This window comes from Undibacterium sp., assembly GCF_030683615.1.
Taxonomy (GTDB): domain Bacteria; phylum Pseudomonadota; class Gammaproteobacteria; order Burkholderiales; family Burkholderiaceae_D; genus Undibacterium; species Undibacterium umbellatum.
The window spans coordinates 1-16,570 of sequence record NZ_JAUXQE010000024.1 but is presented as its reverse complement, the minus strand read 5'-3'; the positions used below and the strand labels follow the sequence as shown (position 1 = coordinate 16,570).

Here is a 16,570-nt window from a genome sequence, read left to right as displayed (position 1 = left end):
AATCCGAACTCCATGATAAAATGATTTGAAATTCTTCGACTTGGAAACCATAAATTTCTGGGTGACCTGTACTGTTAATCCGCAGGTCCCTGGTTCGAGTCCAGGTCGGGGAGCCAGAATACAGTAGTAAAAACAAGCATTTAGGCCATCCTTTGGGGTGGCTTTTTTGCGTTCTAGGGGTCTGTATGGGGTCGGTATTGAGCGCTGCGGCTCGGTATAGGGTCGGGTGGGGCTTGAGTTGCTGCTGGGTTGCCGCTTATGGAAGACACCTCGGACGTTCCTGCCGGCGGGTCCCTCGTGTGAATCTTGCAAATGCACAACTCCACCGTACAATCTTGGAATGCAAATTAGCGAAAAGTCTGGTTGCACTGACAAACTTGAATCTAGCGTCACCCGAGGCTCTACGGGACGCACTACCAACTTCCTATCGAAGGAGCACCATGCTGAGGAGCGGGAGGTTCTGGAATGGCTTGAGAGTCCTGATTTGGGCTCCCTTCTTGTTCATTCCGCAGTCGCCACATTTGAGAACCTAATACGATCAACTGAGGTGATAGCAGAGCCCACGTTTACTGCATATCGTGGGCGCCATTTTTCAAATCACCAACATCCTTCCCCAACGTTCGATGAGTTTGGGCCTCCGCCAGCTGACAAAGCACCTGCTGGGCGATACAACCCACAAGGAAGCCCAGTCCTCTATTTGGCAACTACACGTAAAGGCGTGGCAGCAGAATTCGCCAACGATGAGACGGCGGATAGGGTACTTTATTGTCTAGATTATGTCGTCATTACAGCAGGACTTAAAATTGCGAATTTCGCCTGCGCCGGCCTTAGCAATTTTGTGCAGATTGCATTCGACTATGCCGAACACGCCGACGAGTCCATAGCTACTGATAAGCGGAATTATCTTTTCAGCCAAACGCTTGCCCATATCGTAGCCAAAGCCGGATTTTCAGCCATGCTTGTCCCAGGTATAAGGGGCAGCCCAGAAAACCGCTATAGCAACCTCGTCATCTTTTCACCTGGCGATCTATGGCTATCGTGGTGTTGCACTGATCGCCCACCAACAACCATTGGCTAACCTTCAGACCGCGTAACCTTATCAAAGACAATGAACAACCTCTCCTCGCTACTTTGCGGCTACAACAACAGATGCGAAGGAACAGCCAAGGTCGCTCTAGGCCAGCTTTCTTCCTCAATAGAAGGCTTTGCATCAAAGGCGAACAATTTTCTGAGGGAAGATGTCTCCAATGAAATGTTGAGCTTTGGGCCATTTTGTGCTCGTGTGCTGCTCGAAAACTCCTATGCCGCGATTGTGGGCCGCCTTGACCCCTTTCGAATGCTATACCTGAGCGAATTCCAAGCGCAGCCGGAGTACGAACATGGGAAGCGTGCTCGATCAGCTTTTGCGTGGACAGGCGATGTTATGCAGGACGACAAGCCGACACAAGCCCTTTGGAGCCCGGACCACGATCTACCGAAAATTAGCAGAGCACTGTTTTCAAAGTACCTGGAACATATCTATTGGAAGCCTGCCGTAGAGCGAATGCTTGATTTCGTGTCCACGATTCCGGCAGAGCCAACGCTCGCGGAGGTCCTCTTAATTGATGCGGAAGTCTATATAGGAGAAACAAGGGGAAAGAGCGCACAGCTATACTCCACCCTGTCAAAGGCCGTACATTGGGAGTTCTTCACAAGCGCACTACTGTTTGACGAGCTAACTGTCAAGACCTCTATTCGTGAGACGTTCCTGCTAGTGAGTAAACTTGGATTGATTTCTCACTTTGTGCCAACCGCCTACGCGTCTTTGAAGCCAGACGAAGCCGTGGAACATTACATTTCGTTCAGAAAGCTCGTACCTTGAACAACTTACACAACACAGATACTGATTCCGGGTTGATCCTTGCGGCTGAAGAGTGCCCACCGGAGAAATTCAGCCAGTACCACAGCTTCTCCCAACATGATGAGATGATCATCCGAAAGCTGAGCGCGCACGGCCCAGTTTTGTTGCGCGGAGGGCGCGGAAGCGGCAAGAGCGCTTTGCTAATTGAGACCCATCGAAGAATGAGGGCGCTCCCCAATGTCTTTCCAGTGTATGTCAGTCTGCGCTACCTGCCATTGCTGCAATCCGACGGGCAAGAGTACATAGGACACTTCTGTGTATTGCTCTCCCAAGCAATACAACATGAGATCAAGGACCGCAATCTCGTCTCCGAATTTGCCATCGCCACCGACCAGGTTTCACTTCAGCTTGGGCTCACGAGCTTGTCCCAGACTCTGAGCATGCGACTCGTACTGCTATTTGATGACGCCGCACACATCGGACGTGAAAAGCCACTAGAGGTCTTTTTCGACCTCTTTCGCACTCTGTCAAGCAGTTTGACATCGTGTAAAGCGTCCATATATCCAGGCGTGACGAAGTTTGGGATCAGATTCGACGTATTTAACGATTCGACAGTTATCGATATCAGTCGTTCTGATGTTTCTGCGGCGCCCGAATTTTTCCCTGATGTTGTTCGCGCTCGATATCCGAAATTGGCTGAGCGATCAACGTTTTCAGATCGTCTTGCCCCCTCCCAGTTTGCCAACCTGCTTGGCCGGGCCGTTGTGGGAAACCTTCGCGGTTTCATACTTGCCTGCAATCGTTTCGAGGAAAAGGAAAAAATCGGAATTCCTGAGTTGACCCAGTGTTTATTAGACATGGCATCGGACTACTTTTGGCCACTAATGGACGAGGTGGCTCCAAAACTCGGCGTTTATGAAGCACTGATCGATCCGGCACGCGAAGTTGTTGAGGTGATTGTTGAACATGCCGCAAGGCCGGTTAAGGATAGAACCCGCGCTATTGCACAAGACCGCGTGCTGATTCATCGGCAAATTGTCGCTCAGTACATAAAGATATTTGAGATTCTCGAATACCTAGGGTTCGTCGCTCGCAGGGAGGCGTCTCGTTCATTGAAGTCGGGGGGGAGAGGTCCGATTTTCGCCATTAATTTGTGCAACCTGCTTGATTCGGTTCCAACGAAGCGGCTCACGATTGAGATGATTGAAGAGTGGATCACCGGCTCGGCTGAGCCTGCAGAACTTCACGTCTCAGGAATGGCATTCCAAGCCATCAAACTTCCTGTGTTGCCCGAGGAACATGGACTTGCCATATTGGAGAAGCAGGTTAGCGTGCTTGGCAGGTCAACCGCTTACCCTTATGGTCTTACGGACAAAGTGATTGAGCGACTTGTGGGTGCCGGCATCACAACTGTCGGACAGCTGGCAAGTAGTTCGGACGAGGAATTGGACAGGATTGACTATATAGGTGCAGTCAAGATCAAAACCATCCGCGACGTTGTTTATCAAGCCATTTGGATGTAGGGGCTTCGATCATGATTGCGTTAGCGTTGGGGGTGGCTCGATTGGTAAGCGATGTCAGTTCATGCGATCTAATGGCATGTGGCTTTCGAGAACAGATGCCGCAGATTTGGTCCATCGAAATATGCTGGCCGATTGACCGCAAAGGCCGAGCATGAGGCCTCCAGACGACAGTGCTTGAACTTCCGCTTGGCCATTCGCGTCCGAAAGGGAGCGGCCTGAACTTGCGCTTTCTGTCAGGTCAAGTCTGAACCGCCCCAAGCAATCAGGGCATCAATTGCCCACTACTAAGCTGCATGTTAGGGACTGCTGGATTGCCGCCATTGGAGGACACCTTGGACGTCCCTGCCGCGCAGCACCAGAGGGCCATAATCGCATGGCCACACAAAGAAACAGGGGCCGGAGCCCCTGTAAGTTTAAGTTGTCAAAGATCCTCTAATACGATGGCCTTCTTGTGCCGATTTGGCAGTTCCAGCTTCCATCGGATCATGTCACCAATGATCGGATAAATGTCGTTGTGCTTGGCTCCGAAGCGCATGAAGTCGCCCTGAAACTTACCGATATCGCGGTTTACGCTAGCATCGTCTTCCGGCAAATACCGCGCCAAGTCACTGATATGGTGGGTGGCACGTTCCGCCTCGGACAGATCGAAGTACTGCCACATCCAATTCTGGTGCGAGAAATCGATCTCGGTAATGCCGTCAAGAAGCTGATTCAGTACAGCTTCACTGTTATCCGGCCGGCGGTTACTAAATGCGAAGTCGTAGACAAGCTTGGCAAGTGCTTTCAAGACCACGGGCTGAGCCGCCACTGTTTTCTCGCGAGCCTGCGGTTCCCCAAATCCAGGAATGGCCGTGACAGCCTCCCAGAAGCGATAGGCAATTTCCGCCTTGGGGGTCACATCCGGCGGCGTTGCGCTAGCTATGTTGGTCTTGTTTAGGAAAAGGATTGCATTGATGGCCACCAAGTCCTTGCGCGATACAGCTCCATCGTCTGCGTGCCAGTCAGCTTGGTCTCGTTCCTGTACCTTGACACCGAGGTTGGTGATGATCCGTTCCTTAATGAACAGGTTCACGGGATTGGAGTTGTCGAAGCTTAGGGCAATACTAGTCTCGACCTTCTTGCTAAGACGATTCAGGTCGTGAAAGAGTTGCCGCTCCTGGTCAATGTCAAGCCCAAGGTGTACCTCAACGCCAACAGTGCAGAAGGTGCGGGCGACTATGAAGCACTCCTCCCACAGTGACATTTCTTCAGAGCTAATTTCCTGGATGGGTGACTGATACAGGCTTCCCTTCTTTGGGTAGACGCGTTTAGTTCGGAGCTCATCTAGAAACTGGAACACCATCTCCATTCCCTTGCGGCGATGTTGTCCATCAACTACCCAAAGGACATGCTTCTGCGAAAGAAAAATTTTAAAGGCAGCCGTCTCATGTTCAGCTGTCATCATCCGGACACCACGCAGATTCTCTCCGCCAGAATTGCACTCACGGATATTTACGACTAACGGCTGAACTGAAAGGTACGGCTGTTTGCCAAGATTGCCTTGGACTTCAAGAAAGCCCGCAGGAACTGCTTTATTCTCGATGGATCGGCGGGCAATTGCAGCCGTCACCAAACCTTTTAGAATATACAAGGCAAGCTTCTGAGCATGTGCCGGATCTAGTTTGCGCTGAGAAATGGCCTCTCCATCCCTTGTGGGATCATTTGCCACTTCGGACATTTCGAAGAATTCGTGCATGGGTACGTACATCATGAATGTACGGAAGCCGAGGTTGTGCCCGATGAATACTTTCATTGGCTTGTCAGCTGTCCCCCCCTCTTCCATCAAATCATCGAGAGAAGCGAGTGGTGTAGGATTGCCTTGTGCATTTGATGGGTACATTTATTCCTCCTGGATACAATTTATAAATAACCAGGACGAACAATAACAAGCTCCAGGAAATATGTAAATACATTCCAGGGATATTTTATGTGTAAGGGAGACGACTTTCGAATCACCAGCAGTGTTACACCTCCAAAGTAGTTTGATGGCTTAGCCGTCCGCTTTGGCCGAATTCAGGTCGATCACCAATTAGCATCTCATCTTTTCCAGCTATATCTAACAAACTGTGGTTGCCTTCTCGGATATACGATTCTATCGAATTAAACATCTCGAATAAGTCTTGTTGTCCTGGACCGCGTAGCGCGCACTCCCAGATTACTAGGACATGCCATTGGTCTGCCTGAAGAGCGTTGATGGCATTTTTGTCCCGCTTCACATTGCCTTCCAGTTTTTTTAGCCAGAAGTCCCGTCGAGTTGCCGGCAACTTGGACAGGGGGCATCCGTGCAAATGCCAAAAGCAGCCATGAATGAAAACAACAGTTCGGTAACGCGAGAAAACCAAATCGGGGCAACCAGGCAGGGTTCGATCATGAAGTCGATATCGCAGTCCACGAGCGTGTAGCTCGCGTCGAATCAGCATCTCTGGCTTGGTATCGCGTCCGCGAATATGGCTCATGTTGAGGCGGCGCTGTTCGGAGGTAAGTACGTCGGTCATTCACCCACCTATCTTGCAGTATCAGCAACAATGGCTTTCAAACTGTCCCGCAAGTTGTTTCCTGTATTGCGTAATGGCGATCTTGCCCGACCATTTAACTTCTCCTGAAATTGGGAGCCGCTAAGCAGAGGGCGTATCTAAAACAGAATTTTTAGCTGATAAACTGCGTGTCATCATTATGACCACGAATCTCATCACCAACAAACTCCACCGCATCCAAGGTGGTCACCCTCCGCGCTACATGGACCTATTTGCCGGTTGTGGTGGAATCTCGCTGGGCTTCCTTACAGCTGGTTTTCAACCAGTGGCATCCGTTGAGATTGACCCCCATGCCGCGCAATCCCATGGTGTAAATTTTGGTCCTCGGTCCATGGGTGGCGATCAGCAGGCGCATCATGTTGCGCGTGATGTTGTCAAGGAAGACCCCACCACGATCTTTGCCGAATTAGGGATTCATGGTCCTGTGGATGACCAAGTGGACATTCTGGTGGGTGGTCCGCCATGCCAAGCTTTCGCGCGGGTGGGGAGGGCAAAATTGCGTGAACAGGCGCATCGGCGACTTGAAGAGACTGCGGACCAAGCTTTCCTCGTTGATGGACGGGTGAACCTGTGGGAAAGGTACGTCCAATACATCCGCATGACCAAGCCAGTAGCACTGCTGATGGAAAACGTGCCAGACATCCTCAATCATGGAGGCAAGAACGTTGCCGAAATGGTTGCAAAGAGCCTTTCAGACGAAGGTTACGAAGTAGCCTACACACTTTTAAATGCTTCCTGGTACGGGGTTCCCCAGACTCGAGAACGCATGATCCTAATTGGGTTTCATCGTGACTCTGGCATCTCGCCGTCATTTCCAAAGCCAACGCATCATGTAATTCTGCCCCAAGGGTATACAGGTTCCAAGAATACTGCCCGACAGGTGATCAAGGATCATGGTTCTGACCATCATCGATTCGTGGCTGACCCAGATGCCTCTTTGCCTCCTGCAACTACAGCAAGGGAGGCTCTCGCTGATTTGCCACCCATTTACGCTCTGCAGATGTTTAATCGTGGGGAATTGCGCCGTGGTGTGAAAAACCCGCTGGAACCCGTTCGTTACACTACATCCACGCCATCTACGGCATATTCGCGGATGATGCGGCAATGGCATGGGTTCGTGACCAAGGAGTTCACCACGGGACACGTGATTCGCTACCTGCCTCGAGACTACAAAATATTTGCAGAGATATCGGAGGGCTGGGAGTACCCGCAGATCCACAACTACGTGGAACAGAAGATCGCTGAGTGGTTGAAGTCAAGAAAGCGTAGTGGTCTTTCAACCAATCCACGGCAATCTGAAGTCCGTGATTTCATTAATTTGTGGCGAATTCCCTACGATCCTTCAAAGTTTCCCAATAAGTGGTGGAAACTGGATTCCAAGAAACCTGTCCGGACGCTGTTGGCTCACCTTGGCAAGGACTCTTATTCCCACATCCATTTTGATTCAGAACAAGCTCGGACCATTTCTATCCGTGAAGCGGCACGCTTACAGTCGTTTCCTGACGGCTTCATTTTTAAAGGGTCTATGAACCCTGCTCTGAAACAAATAGGGAATGCAGTTCCGGCACTGTTTGCCTATGCTATTGCAATGTCTATGAGAAGCAATCTTGGTGCGCCAGCGATTACTGACATGCGAGTGCAGCTGCTTGGTCTGAATCAATCTTTGATAGATACGACTGCGGGTAAAAAATGAAATTCACTATTCTTCGCCGGTTGACGCATAGCGAACTGGGCATGTTTCACGCCTACCGCGATGGACGTGAAGGTTCCAAGCAGAGAGCGATTAACTTTGACGGGGATGTGGTGGATCGAGTTTTCCCATCTGCAAAAGATTCTGAAAAGATTCTCATCAACTGCCGATGTTTAGATGATGAAACGACGGTCGTTGAGAAACAGCAGTGGTTAAAAAGACAGGATAAAAACTGGCGATTTGAGGGCAATTGTCCCAAGAGTTCCTATTTTAAATTTGTAGAACCCGGTGTTCTTTTCGCCATGTCTGTGGACTCGTCCACGTTACCTGCGGCCGCCGCATGGGTGGTTATCCCTGCAAACCATCCAGCTTGCGAAGCAATCATTAACCACGGAGAAAGCGGGCGTTTGGATCAATCTGGCATGATCGCCTTGTTCGGAAACGAGGGTGCTCATTCCTTGCGTATTCTTAGTGAGCATTTCCCAAATCTTTTTCCCAAGACCGAACACATGACCTCCATAGCATCGAACCCTAATAGTCTTGAACCTGATCCTGTCGGCCTATTTGACATCCTTGCGCGTGCGGGACATCGTCTTTCTAGTGCCGTAGCTGATCTTGTCGACAACAGCATTTCGGCAGGGGCAACCACGATCGATATCAAATTCCCTAACCCTAATGACGGTGGACGATGGATGTGTGTCCGCGACAACGGCAAGGGAATGACCCTGGACGAATTGCGAAATGCCATGCGAGTAGGTAACCAGCGGATCTATGGCGGGAGTGATCTTGGAAAATTTGGCTATGGTTTAAAAGGGGCTTCATGGTCGCAGGCGGATTGCATGACTGTGGTGACGAAAGCAGCGGCTAGCGATCTTTCTTCAATGACTTGGGACAAGGATCATCTTGCCAAGACCCGTAAGTGGGACGTATTGACCAACCCCGTAGACGAAAAATATTCTGCAGATGTCGCTATTCCCGACACGGGAACAGCCGTGTTGCTAACTAAGATGCGACCGCCAGCTGAGATGGAGACGGTAAAGAATATTGATCCGTACACAGTAGAAGTGACCTCCATTCGTGAGCACCTGGAACTAGTCTTTCATCGATATTTGGAAGGCACCGTCAAGGGGCGCGAGAAAGTTACGATCAACCTGAATGGTGTCCCGTTGGTAGGTAATAATCCGATGGGTCACGTCTTGACCAAAGCATTCGATCCACGAACCATTACCCTTAATGAGGCTGACCCCGTAAATAAAGCAGTCATCTCTGTGCAGGCATACATCACCCCGAATGAAGACGAGGTGGAACGGCATCACAGCGCCGAAGGTCCCGAAGCTGTTCGCGTTGCCCGAGATCGCATCTCGTTATACGGTCGGTGGAATGAAACGCAGGGCTTGTATTTCTATCGCTTGGACCGGTTGATTAAGTGGGGTGGCTGGGAAAATATATTTGCCGTCGACGAAAAAACAAAGCTGGTGCGCGTTGCCATAGATTTTGATCGCAAGTCCGATGATTCTCTGCAGGTCAACATCTCTAAACAAGAGATCCGCCTTCCCGTAACAGTGAAGGAATACATTCGCGACATCGTTAAGGATCCCCGCGCAGAAGCCCGCTCACGCTATAGAAAGACAGGTAAGAGTACGACTCCGCCCACAGCTCCATCACCGGCAGGTGGTAGCTCCGGATCACCCTCTACTACAGTTGGAACTGGAGGCACTCGAACTCCAACACCTTTTGGTGGGTCTAAGACAATGCCAGCTAAGGCCAGCGCAAACCCTATTCGGATCGTTGACGCAGGGAGCCTCCCTTGGGAGCGGAAGATTAGTTTTACGGGTGAACACGTTGAGGTGACGCCAAGAATCCCGGAGCTGGTCGACCTTGTGAGGGCTATCGATGCTGATCCCTTTGCCAAGGCAGCACTTTCGAAGTTCCTTCTGGTGCTGGAGCAGGCTGATGTGATAAAGACGCTGCTTGATGCCTGAGATCTTTTCGCGTTTTACCGTAAAGCCGAAGATTCGTAACTGGACCGATGGTACGCAGTGGACGAATTGGGAGCGCCATGAGACTTTTCTTCATGAACAACCGAAGTGGAAGCCACATCAGGTGGACTCTGTTGCTGAAGAGTCCCTGCGGATCATTGGAAAGACCACGCCTATCGGACGTACGGAATATCAATGTCGTGGACTAGTCGTTGGATATGTCCAGAGCGGTAAAACAGCGAATTTCACAGCGGTTGCTGCCCGTGCCGCTGACGTTGGCTATCGGTTGATCATCGTCCTCTCTGGCATCCATGATTCGCTAAGGAATCAAACGCAGAAGCGACTCAACAAGGAATTGGTCTGCATTGGGGGAAAGTGGACCACTTTGACGAGCGAGACGGAGGACTTTCAAAATCCTGTAGTAGCGAATGGTTTTGATGGTGCCGGCACAGTACTGGTGGTCGCCAAGAAAATCACGCCGATTCTCCGCCGCCTTAACCAATGGATCAGAGATCTTGATGGACAATTAGGCGACATCCCTGTCCTGGTAATCGATGACGAAGCAGACCAAGCCTCCATCAACACAAAGGGTAATCGGAGGGATCCGAGCGTTGATGATGACACGGAAAGTGACTCAAACAATCCGTCGCTTACAAACGCACTTATACGGGACACCCTACAACGGATACCACGGGCCGCCTACATTGCCTATACAGCAACCCCATTTGCTAACATCCTGATCGATCCAGGTGCCGTTGATCGCGAGGTGGGGACCGACCTCTTCCCTAAAGATTTTGTCGTCCAGCTTCCGCGACCTGATGGTTATACGGGAACCGAAGAGTTGTTTGGCGTGACGTCGCAGGGACGTGATGTTATGCGCTCGGTCGCCGATAACGATGTTCGCGCCCTTAAGCCAAAGCGTCGCAAGAAACGTGATCTTCTAGTGGTGGAAGAGCTGCAATCCCTTCCGCAATCCCTTTGCGACGCGGTACTAGTGTTCGCGGTGGCCGGGGCAATCAGGCTTCTACGTAAACAGGCTGGCAAGCCTCACACGATGTTGGTCCATGTCTCCCAGATGCAGGCCGATCAACTTCGCATTGGCGCCGCCATTGAGCAGCAAATCAAAGGCTGGCGAGATCATGATCGTGTTGTACCAGGCAGTCTGCGAGTGATGCTCAGCTCAGCGCTGAATGATCTTGGCGAAATTGCCATGCCTAGCGGTCGCGATGTAGTGCTGGATGAAGCTGTTATCAATCTGTCTCGGATACAAGTTGTAGTCCTAAACAGCACTACTGGCGAACAGTTGGAATATGAGGAGAAGCCTGATCGTCAGTTAATCGCCGTGGGTGGTAACCGTCTGTCTCGTGGGTTAACCCTAGAGGGATTAACTATTGCTTATTTCCTACGGACAACAAGCATGGCGGATTCGTTGCTGCAAATGGCACGTTGGTACGGTTTTCGTTCAGGGTACGACGATTTGATACGCATCTGGACGACAGAAGCTATTGCACAGTGGTTTGTCGAACTGGCATTGGTCGAGGAGTCTCTGCGGGATGCCATTACTGCAATGAACAGAGCGGGTCGCCACCCCGATGAAATGGCTATCAGGATGCGGTCTCATTCGGAGCTGATGCTGACCAGCAAGCAAAAAAGCAGGATGCTGGAAGAGAGCAGCCGGTCGTGGTCTTGCGAGAACCCCCAGACAATTCTCTTCCCCCTGCGGAACGCCTCCATTCTTGATCACAATGCCGCCCTGACCGCAGATCTGCTGACTGTTCACGTTCCAACACAGGACGCCTATGGCGGGAGTCTGGCACACGATGTACCTGCTTCAGTAGTCAGTAAATTCCTGAGGGAATTCATTGTTCACGAGGATACATTGGCATTTCGTGGGGACATGATCGCTGACTGGATTATGGAGAGGGCAAACGCTGGTGAATTGGCTGTTTGGACAATATTCGTGGCAAGCCCTGATCGGGACCGCCAAGTATTGCTCGGGAGCCGTTCCTACGGCCTAGTTCGCCGCTCTCTTACCGCCACCGAGTCCATCGGCATCCTAACGGAACCACGTCATGAAGGCGTGGATTTACATGGCGGGCCGGAAGCCTATCGAAGGGGTACTACGTATAACGCTAGGGCGATGCGTCATACGAGACCACCCAGCCATGGGTTGTTGATGATCTATCCGTTGGATCCCCAACTCCTAAACGCGCAGGTGCGGACGGTTATCGGGATTGCCTTGTCACTTCCCAAGACTTCTGACGAGGGTAAGTCGTTCGTCGTGAACCGTGGGGTTGCCTATGAGTAGCATTACGGCTGCTAGGTGGTTGAGCCTCAAAAGCCAGTCGCGCGGATCAGGCATGCTTGTAGAACAGGTCGATCCTGCGATTAACGGATGCCTAATGGGTGTCGATGAAGATGGATCCCTCCATTTAATAATAGCAATTGGCGAAGAGCCCGTAGAGGTCCCGCAGGAACTGGAAGCCGTCGTCGTCCAGATTATTGAGACGGATAGGATCTACTTGGATGTCTATGCCAAGGGTCACTACGAGATGATCTTCACCCCAATGGCGAACGAGATCTTCGTAGGTGTGTCTGTCCAAGGCCGGAAGCCCATCGATGTGGTTTTGGAAACAATCAATGAGTTTCGTGGGGCACTGAGGCCCTTGAAGCCTGATTTGACCTTGTCAGAGCAGATCGGATTATTTGGGGAAATTTGGGTCCTATGCTACGTCTTGATCCCCAATATTGGCGCTCGAGCGTGTTCGTTGTGGAGCGGCCCTGATGCAGAGCGGCATGACTTTATCGGAGACAACGTCCATATCGAAGTGAAAACCACTACGAGGTCGGAAGACAAACATGAAATTTCACGTATGGATCAACTGCGGGCCCCTAGTGGCAAAAGATTACTATTTGCCTCCATCCAACTGGAAAAATCTGAAGGTGGCGAGGCTACCCTCGCTACGCTGATAGACGAAGTAATTGCTGCGCTTGGTATCGATGGAAAAGCAATTGATGCATTTGAGTCCCGTCTGGCAAAGATGCGTTGGCACGAAGGGCTTCGGCAATCTAGTGAATTAAAGAAATTCAACATGCGGGACGCTCAATTCTTTGAGGTTGAAGGATCATTCCCGCGCTTGCCAGATAACTACGTCCCCACTAGGGGAATTACAGCAATTAAATACACAATTGACATTTCGTCTCGCGCGGTACTTGATCGAAGTGAAGTGGATGGACTCATAAAATCGATGTAATGGCGCCCGCCTACGTGAGTCTTTCAGAAGTTTGAAATCATATTTGATACTCCTGTACAGCTAGCTGTTGGTGTAAATAGTCGGTCTGCACCCGTTGCCTAACTTCAAAATGGTGCAGACCTTTCCGGATAAGACAACCGAACCGCTCGCAATCGAATTCAGAAATCGCACAAGTTAGGCCAGCTTTTGGCTAGCTATATTCTTCCGATGAAGACCGTCTGAGTGAATTTCAAAACCTAACTCAATATCAATTGTTGTACACAGTATTTTCGATGAGAATATTTAGAGAAATCACCAGCACGCAATGGTTAGTGACTTTGAACAGTACGGAAAATAGTAATAAGGAGATTTCATGACACAGCCCGAACCCAAACCTGTTGATACCAATCAATTGCTTCTGCATGCGGCTGCGGTTGGAGACCTTGACCTAGCTCTCATAGCGATAGAAAAAGGAGCCAACCCGGATTGCCGTGATCCACGAGGTTTAACACCTTTGATGCGGGCAGCCACTTACGGTGACGTAGGAATGCTTCAACTGCTCTTACATGCAGGGGCAACTCTGGATGCGGTTACCGAGTATGGCGTCACCGCCCTAATGAAAGCGGCCATCCACGACAGGGCGAACGCAGCCCAAGAGTTACTCAAGAGCGGAGCCGATACTGGCCTGAAGGATGAAGACGGGTTCACAGCGAAAGAAATTTCCGTCAGGCTGGGGAACAATGCTGTCGCTTCAGTGCTTTGAAGCGATCCCGTTAACTTTAGGCTCCTAACCTTTTATCTCTTAACGCGCCTGCTGCGCCTTCTGGTCAGCGGGCTTTTTTACGTCCATAACGCGGAGACAACATGGCAAGAAAGCGAAGTCGAGCAATCAAGAATCTGCGGTCAGCTGGATGGACGGCAGCCAAGTTCACCGGACGAACGGACACAGCATCGCCCCAACAGTTTCAGCGCCACATCATCACCTAGCCCCTGGTCGTCTGCATTGCTTGCGGATGTCCGGGGTCTTTCACATTCCAAACCACGAAAGTGAGGTCTTGTAATGAGTCGTCAGCGCAATTCTGTCACCAAGCAACTCAAGGATGACATTCGAAAAAACCATAGCCTCCACCAAGAGTCCATGGACAACATTCGCAAGTCGCAGGAGTTAATGAGAAATATCGATGCCCGGTTTGCTCCCAGGCTCAGCCTAAGTCTCGTTTTTACGTGTTTGTTTGTTATCCCATGGATAGGAATTGAAAATTTACTCAAGAGGACTTTTGGAAAAAGTAAGGACAGCCTTGAAATCCACGCAAGACTAAAAGAGGATTTTGCGGCGGTCTGCGATTCTTATTGGCATGCAGTCAAGCATGTCGCAGAGTGGGCCTGGTTCTGGATCAGGATGCTGTTGCGCTGGCTCGGCGATGAAATGCGCAATGCCCTCTTCTCCACTCTATTCATGATCTTGACGGTCATTGGTTACCTGCTCGGGGCTTGGCTGGTGCTGGCAATCATCTACTTCGTACTTACACATTAATCCGGCTTCTCTCACGTGCAGCTCCCTTCCTGACAGTCAAACTGGCCATGCATTTATGCCACCAATCATCTACGTGATCAACCTCGAATCCATGACCTGACCAAATAACAAGAAGAGCCTTCGGCGACGCTATGGGCTCAATAAACATGAAAGCGTCGCAACCCTCCGAAAGCCCCTTTGGCCGCCTTGGTCATTGGGGCTTTCGCTTTTTTAACTTCAGTAAGGAGCATCTATGTTCTGGGCATTCTTGATTGCAACTGCAACAGCCATTGGACTCATTCAACTCGGTGCCATGTCCGTGTGGATCACCGTCCTCAAGGCTATGTTGGTGGTTGTCCTTGCCGTAGCCCTGTTCGTCGGTCTGCTGTTCGTGTGGCAACCCTTCAAAAGCAATAAAAAGGGTGAGTGACTAGCGCTTTCCCTACTTGCTGATTCACCCCATCGTGCCTACCCCGAGCGGGTATTTTTTTCGTCCATACAACGGAGGTAATCATGATCAATTCCATATCCAGCAAGGATGTCGCAGCAAAAATGTAGTTACAAGTGAATTCCGCTCAATGCGCTACCCGGAGGGGGATTCCCCTCCTTTTTTATTATTGAAAAGGAGCAGGACATGGATGCAAACAAGCACACGCAATTCTATATTGAGCAACTCAAACCTTTGGTTGGCGGGGTCATAAAGGATGCCGTTCGTACCGGTGTGGATGAATTCGGCGACGAGTTCTTCGGACTAGCTATCAAATGTAAGGATGGCGAAGTCAGGCGCTTGATCATTCTGGCGGACGATGAAGGCAATGGCCCTGGCAGCTTCGAGATTGTTGAAGGAGAGAACAATGGCTGAGCTGAGCCTTCGATTGATCGTCTTTGCCGTTGCCCTGTTCGTCGGCCTGCTGTTCGTATGGCAACGCTTCAAAGGCAATAAAAATGGTGAGTAACACGCCTGCTGCATCCCCCGTTTAGCTGTTTCACCCGTAGTCCCACCCCATCGTGCCTGCCATTAGCGGGCATTTTTTTCGTCCATACCCCGGAGGTACTCATGAGCAATTTCGTTATCAGCATCACCGATGGAGGCAAGCGCAAGAAACGCAGGAAGGGATGGTGGTATCCGCATTCACTTCCCAGAAAGGCGGTGACTCATGCTCATCCTGCGTGATCCCGTATTGGCAAGCAGCATTGTCGATCCTGACATTCGCAGCTTGGTCGAGCAGCGGTTCATCGAGATTTGTGACGGTGATCCCTACGACTACGACCTGCATGGCTACATGATCGTCGTTGAACCCGGCGACAGCGTGGAATCGCTAGAACAGGAAACCAGTTGCCGCATCCTGCATAACCTATTCGATGACGCCCACTTCGGCGATCCGGATTTCATGCCTTCTTTTGAAGTCCTGGAGGAACACGCCGGTTGCTATGAAATGGTCTTCATCCTGAACGACGAGGGCTTCGGCATCGATATCTACATCCCGAAGCACCTGGGTATTGATGCCGAGTTGCTGGCCATGTGTGCCGAATATGCAGCCCCGGCAGACTGAAGCGTTACCGCCGGCACAACCCTTCCTTGCACTCCCCTACGACGCCACCCAGGCCTTCCCGGTCTTGGTGGCGTTTTCATTTCCAAGCATCACTTCTGGAGACGCCATGCAAAAACCCACCCCACCTTTGGACGCACTTGTCGCCGACATGGTCAACCTTCTTGATGACAACCAGCGTGAGGAATTTGAGGAGCGCGCAGGAATCATCGAGTTCGAGGCGAAGGTGCCACGTGCTCATGCCGAGTGTCTTGCGTTACTAGACGTACTTCGCCGTCACCCGGCGGTATTGACGACGACCAGATGACACAAAGCCGTTGCGGCTTTTTGGGCATCTTATATAGAAGCACCCAAGTACCCATCCCCATCAACACAAAGGAATCTCACCATGAAATCAGCAACCACCATCAATCATGCACCTGCAGTTTCCAGCACCGCAATCCGCATCCTGAAAGTTGCAACCTGCCCTTCCCTCTCAGGCAAATCGACACTGACCTATCACGTCGGCTGCACGGCCAAATCCGAAATCCAGTTCAGTGTTTATGCCAATACCAACGCTGGCTTCTTCAGTCAGGAATGGATTGCCCTGAGCGCCATCCAGAAATTTTTAGACACGAGCCAGAGCGGTACTCCCATCACTGCGTTCATTCTCTATCCACTGTTTCAGGG

The 16,570-nt window shown here is 50.9% G+C and carries 16 protein-coding genes; 14 read left to right on the top strand and 2 right to left on the bottom strand.

Annotated elements, in window-relative coordinates; all coding sequences use genetic code 11:
- Positions 1-340 precede the first annotated feature (340 nt).
- Genes Q8K39_RS13745 through Q8K39_RS13735 form a run of 3 tightly spaced genes read left to right on the top strand, consistent with a single transcriptional unit; the run spans position 341 to position 3,363 of the window.
- Positions 341-1,078 carry an RES family NAD+ phosphorylase gene (locus tag Q8K39_RS13745; protein WP_305261013.1) on the top strand — a complete coding sequence of 246 codons (738 nt, stop codon included), beginning with the start codon at positions 341-343 and terminating at the stop codon, positions 1,076-1,078.
- Positions 1,079-1,108: 30 nt separating this feature from the next.
- Positions 1,109-1,861 (top strand): hypothetical protein, encoded by a 753-nt coding sequence (locus Q8K39_RS13740; protein WP_305261012.1) that lies wholly within the window; start codon positions 1,109-1,111, stop codon positions 1,859-1,861.
- Positions 1,858-3,363, top strand: coding sequence for a hypothetical protein (locus tag Q8K39_RS13735; RefSeq protein WP_305261010.1), 1,506 nt, complete (start codon positions 1,858-1,860; stop codon positions 3,361-3,363). The genes Q8K39_RS13740 and Q8K39_RS13735 overlap by 4 nt, the downstream gene beginning before the upstream one ends.
- Before the next feature lie 421 nt (positions 3,364-3,784).
- Here the strand turns inward: Q8K39_RS13735 and Q8K39_RS13730 are convergent, their stop codons facing one another.
- Both Q8K39_RS13730 and Q8K39_RS13725 read right to left on the bottom strand, forming a co-directional pair.
- A complete protein-coding gene (locus Q8K39_RS13730; protein ID WP_305261009.1) occupies positions 3,785-5,242 on the bottom strand; it encodes a DNA sulfur modification protein DndB in 1,458 nt (485 codons plus the stop codon).
- Between the two features lie 124 nt (positions 5,243-5,366).
- Positions 5,367-5,897, bottom strand: coding sequence for a very short patch repair endonuclease (locus Q8K39_RS13725; protein WP_305261008.1), 531 nt, complete (start codon positions 5,895-5,897; stop codon positions 5,367-5,369).
- A gap of 178 nt (positions 5,898-6,075) precedes the next feature.
- Between Q8K39_RS13725 and Q8K39_RS13720 the strand changes: the two genes are divergently transcribed.
- The 11 genes from Q8K39_RS13720 to Q8K39_RS13670 all read left to right on the top strand — a co-directional run.
- The gene (locus Q8K39_RS13720; RefSeq protein WP_305261007.1) at positions 6,076-7,629 is read left to right on the top strand and encodes a DNA cytosine methyltransferase; all 1,554 of its coding nucleotides are present in this window, start codon (positions 6,076-6,078) and stop codon (positions 7,627-7,629) included.
- Entirely contained in the window at positions 7,626-9,608 is a 1,983-nt protein-coding gene (locus Q8K39_RS13715; protein WP_305261005.1) for an ATP-binding protein, read from the top strand. The genes Q8K39_RS13720 and Q8K39_RS13715 overlap by 4 nt, the downstream gene beginning before the upstream one ends.
- Complete coding sequence (locus Q8K39_RS13710) at positions 9,601-11,913, top strand: Z1 domain-containing protein (protein WP_305261003.1); 2,313 nt, start codon at positions 9,601-9,603, stop codon at positions 11,911-11,913. The genes Q8K39_RS13715 and Q8K39_RS13710 overlap by 8 nt, the downstream gene beginning before the upstream one ends.
- Positions 11,906-12,859: a PD-(D/E)XK motif protein gene (locus Q8K39_RS13705; RefSeq protein ID WP_305261001.1), complete on the top strand. Its 954-nt coding sequence runs from the start codon at positions 11,906-11,908 to the stop codon at positions 12,857-12,859. Before Q8K39_RS13710 ends, Q8K39_RS13705 begins: the two co-directional genes overlap by 8 nt.
- Positions 12,860-13,211: 352 nt before the next feature.
- Complete coding sequence (locus Q8K39_RS13700) at positions 13,212-13,601, top strand: ankyrin repeat domain-containing protein (protein WP_305260998.1); 390 nt, start codon at positions 13,212-13,214, stop codon at positions 13,599-13,601.
- A 297-nt stretch (positions 13,602-13,898) separates the two neighbouring features.
- Complete coding sequence (locus Q8K39_RS13695; protein ID WP_305260996.1) at positions 13,899-14,372, top strand: hypothetical protein; 474 nt, start codon at positions 13,899-13,901, stop codon at positions 14,370-14,372.
- A gap of 232 nt (positions 14,373-14,604) precedes the next feature.
- Entirely contained in the window at positions 14,605-14,781 is a 177-nt protein-coding gene (locus tag Q8K39_RS13690) for a hypothetical protein (protein ID WP_305260994.1), read from the top strand.
- Positions 14,782-14,985: 204 nt separating this feature from the next.
- Positions 14,986-15,213, top strand: coding sequence for a hypothetical protein (locus tag Q8K39_RS13685; protein ID WP_305260992.1), 228 nt, complete (start codon positions 14,986-14,988; stop codon positions 15,211-15,213).
- Between the two features lie 295 nt (positions 15,214-15,508).
- The gene (locus tag Q8K39_RS13680) at positions 15,509-15,904 is read left to right on the top strand and encodes a hypothetical protein (protein WP_305260990.1); all 396 of its coding nucleotides are present in this window, start codon (positions 15,509-15,511) and stop codon (positions 15,902-15,904) included.
- Positions 15,905-16,010: 106 nt separating this feature from the next.
- On the top strand, positions 16,011-16,208 hold the full coding sequence (locus Q8K39_RS13675) for a hypothetical protein (RefSeq protein ID WP_305260989.1): 198 nt from the start codon (positions 16,011-16,013) through the stop codon (positions 16,206-16,208).
- 81 nt (positions 16,209-16,289) lie between these two features.
- A partial coding sequence (locus Q8K39_RS13670; RefSeq protein ID WP_305260988.1) for a hypothetical protein occupies positions 16,290-16,570 on the top strand: 281 nt, incomplete at its 3' end.

What these genes read in the sequence shown, in the direction of transcription:
- Q8K39_RS13710 (WP_305261003.1), top strand. Translation starts at nt 9,601, where the DNA reads ATGCCTGAGATCTTTTCGCGTTTTACCGTAAAGCCGAAGATTCGTAAC.
- Q8K39_RS13740 (WP_305261012.1), top strand. Translation starts at nt 1,109, where the DNA reads ATGAACAACCTCTCCTCGCTACTTTGCGGCTACAACAACAGATGCGAA.
- Q8K39_RS13730 (WP_305261009.1), bottom strand. Translation starts at nt 5,242, where the DNA reads ATGTACCCATCAAATGCACAAGGCAATCCTACACCACTCGCTTCTCTC.
- Q8K39_RS13695 (WP_305260996.1), top strand. Translation starts at nt 13,899, where the DNA reads ATGAGTCGTCAGCGCAATTCTGTCACCAAGCAACTCAAGGATGACATT.
- Q8K39_RS13680 (WP_305260990.1), top strand. Translation starts at nt 15,509, where the DNA reads ATGCTCATCCTGCGTGATCCCGTATTGGCAAGCAGCATTGTCGATCCT.
- Q8K39_RS13715 (WP_305261005.1), top strand. Translation starts at nt 7,626, where the DNA reads ATGAAATTCACTATTCTTCGCCGGTTGACGCATAGCGAACTGGGCATG.
- Q8K39_RS13725 (WP_305261008.1), bottom strand. Translation starts at nt 5,897, where the DNA reads ATGACCGACGTACTTACCTCCGAACAGCGCCGCCTCAACATGAGCCAT.
- Q8K39_RS13700 (WP_305260998.1), top strand. Translation starts at nt 13,212, where the DNA reads ATGACACAGCCCGAACCCAAACCTGTTGATACCAATCAATTGCTTCTG.
- Q8K39_RS13705 (WP_305261001.1), top strand. Translation starts at nt 11,906, where the DNA reads ATGAGTAGCATTACGGCTGCTAGGTGGTTGAGCCTCAAAAGCCAGTCG.
- Q8K39_RS13720 (WP_305261007.1), top strand. Translation starts at nt 6,076, where the DNA reads ATGACCACGAATCTCATCACCAACAAACTCCACCGCATCCAAGGTGGT.
- Q8K39_RS13745 (WP_305261013.1), top strand. Translation starts at nt 341, where the DNA reads ATGCAAATTAGCGAAAAGTCTGGTTGCACTGACAAACTTGAATCTAGC.
- Q8K39_RS13675 (WP_305260989.1), top strand. Translation starts at nt 16,011, where the DNA reads ATGCAAAAACCCACCCCACCTTTGGACGCACTTGTCGCCGACATGGTC.
- Q8K39_RS13690 (WP_305260994.1), top strand. Translation starts at nt 14,605, where the DNA reads ATGTTCTGGGCATTCTTGATTGCAACTGCAACAGCCATTGGACTCATT.
- Q8K39_RS13685 (WP_305260992.1), top strand. Translation starts at nt 14,986, where the DNA reads ATGGATGCAAACAAGCACACGCAATTCTATATTGAGCAACTCAAACCT.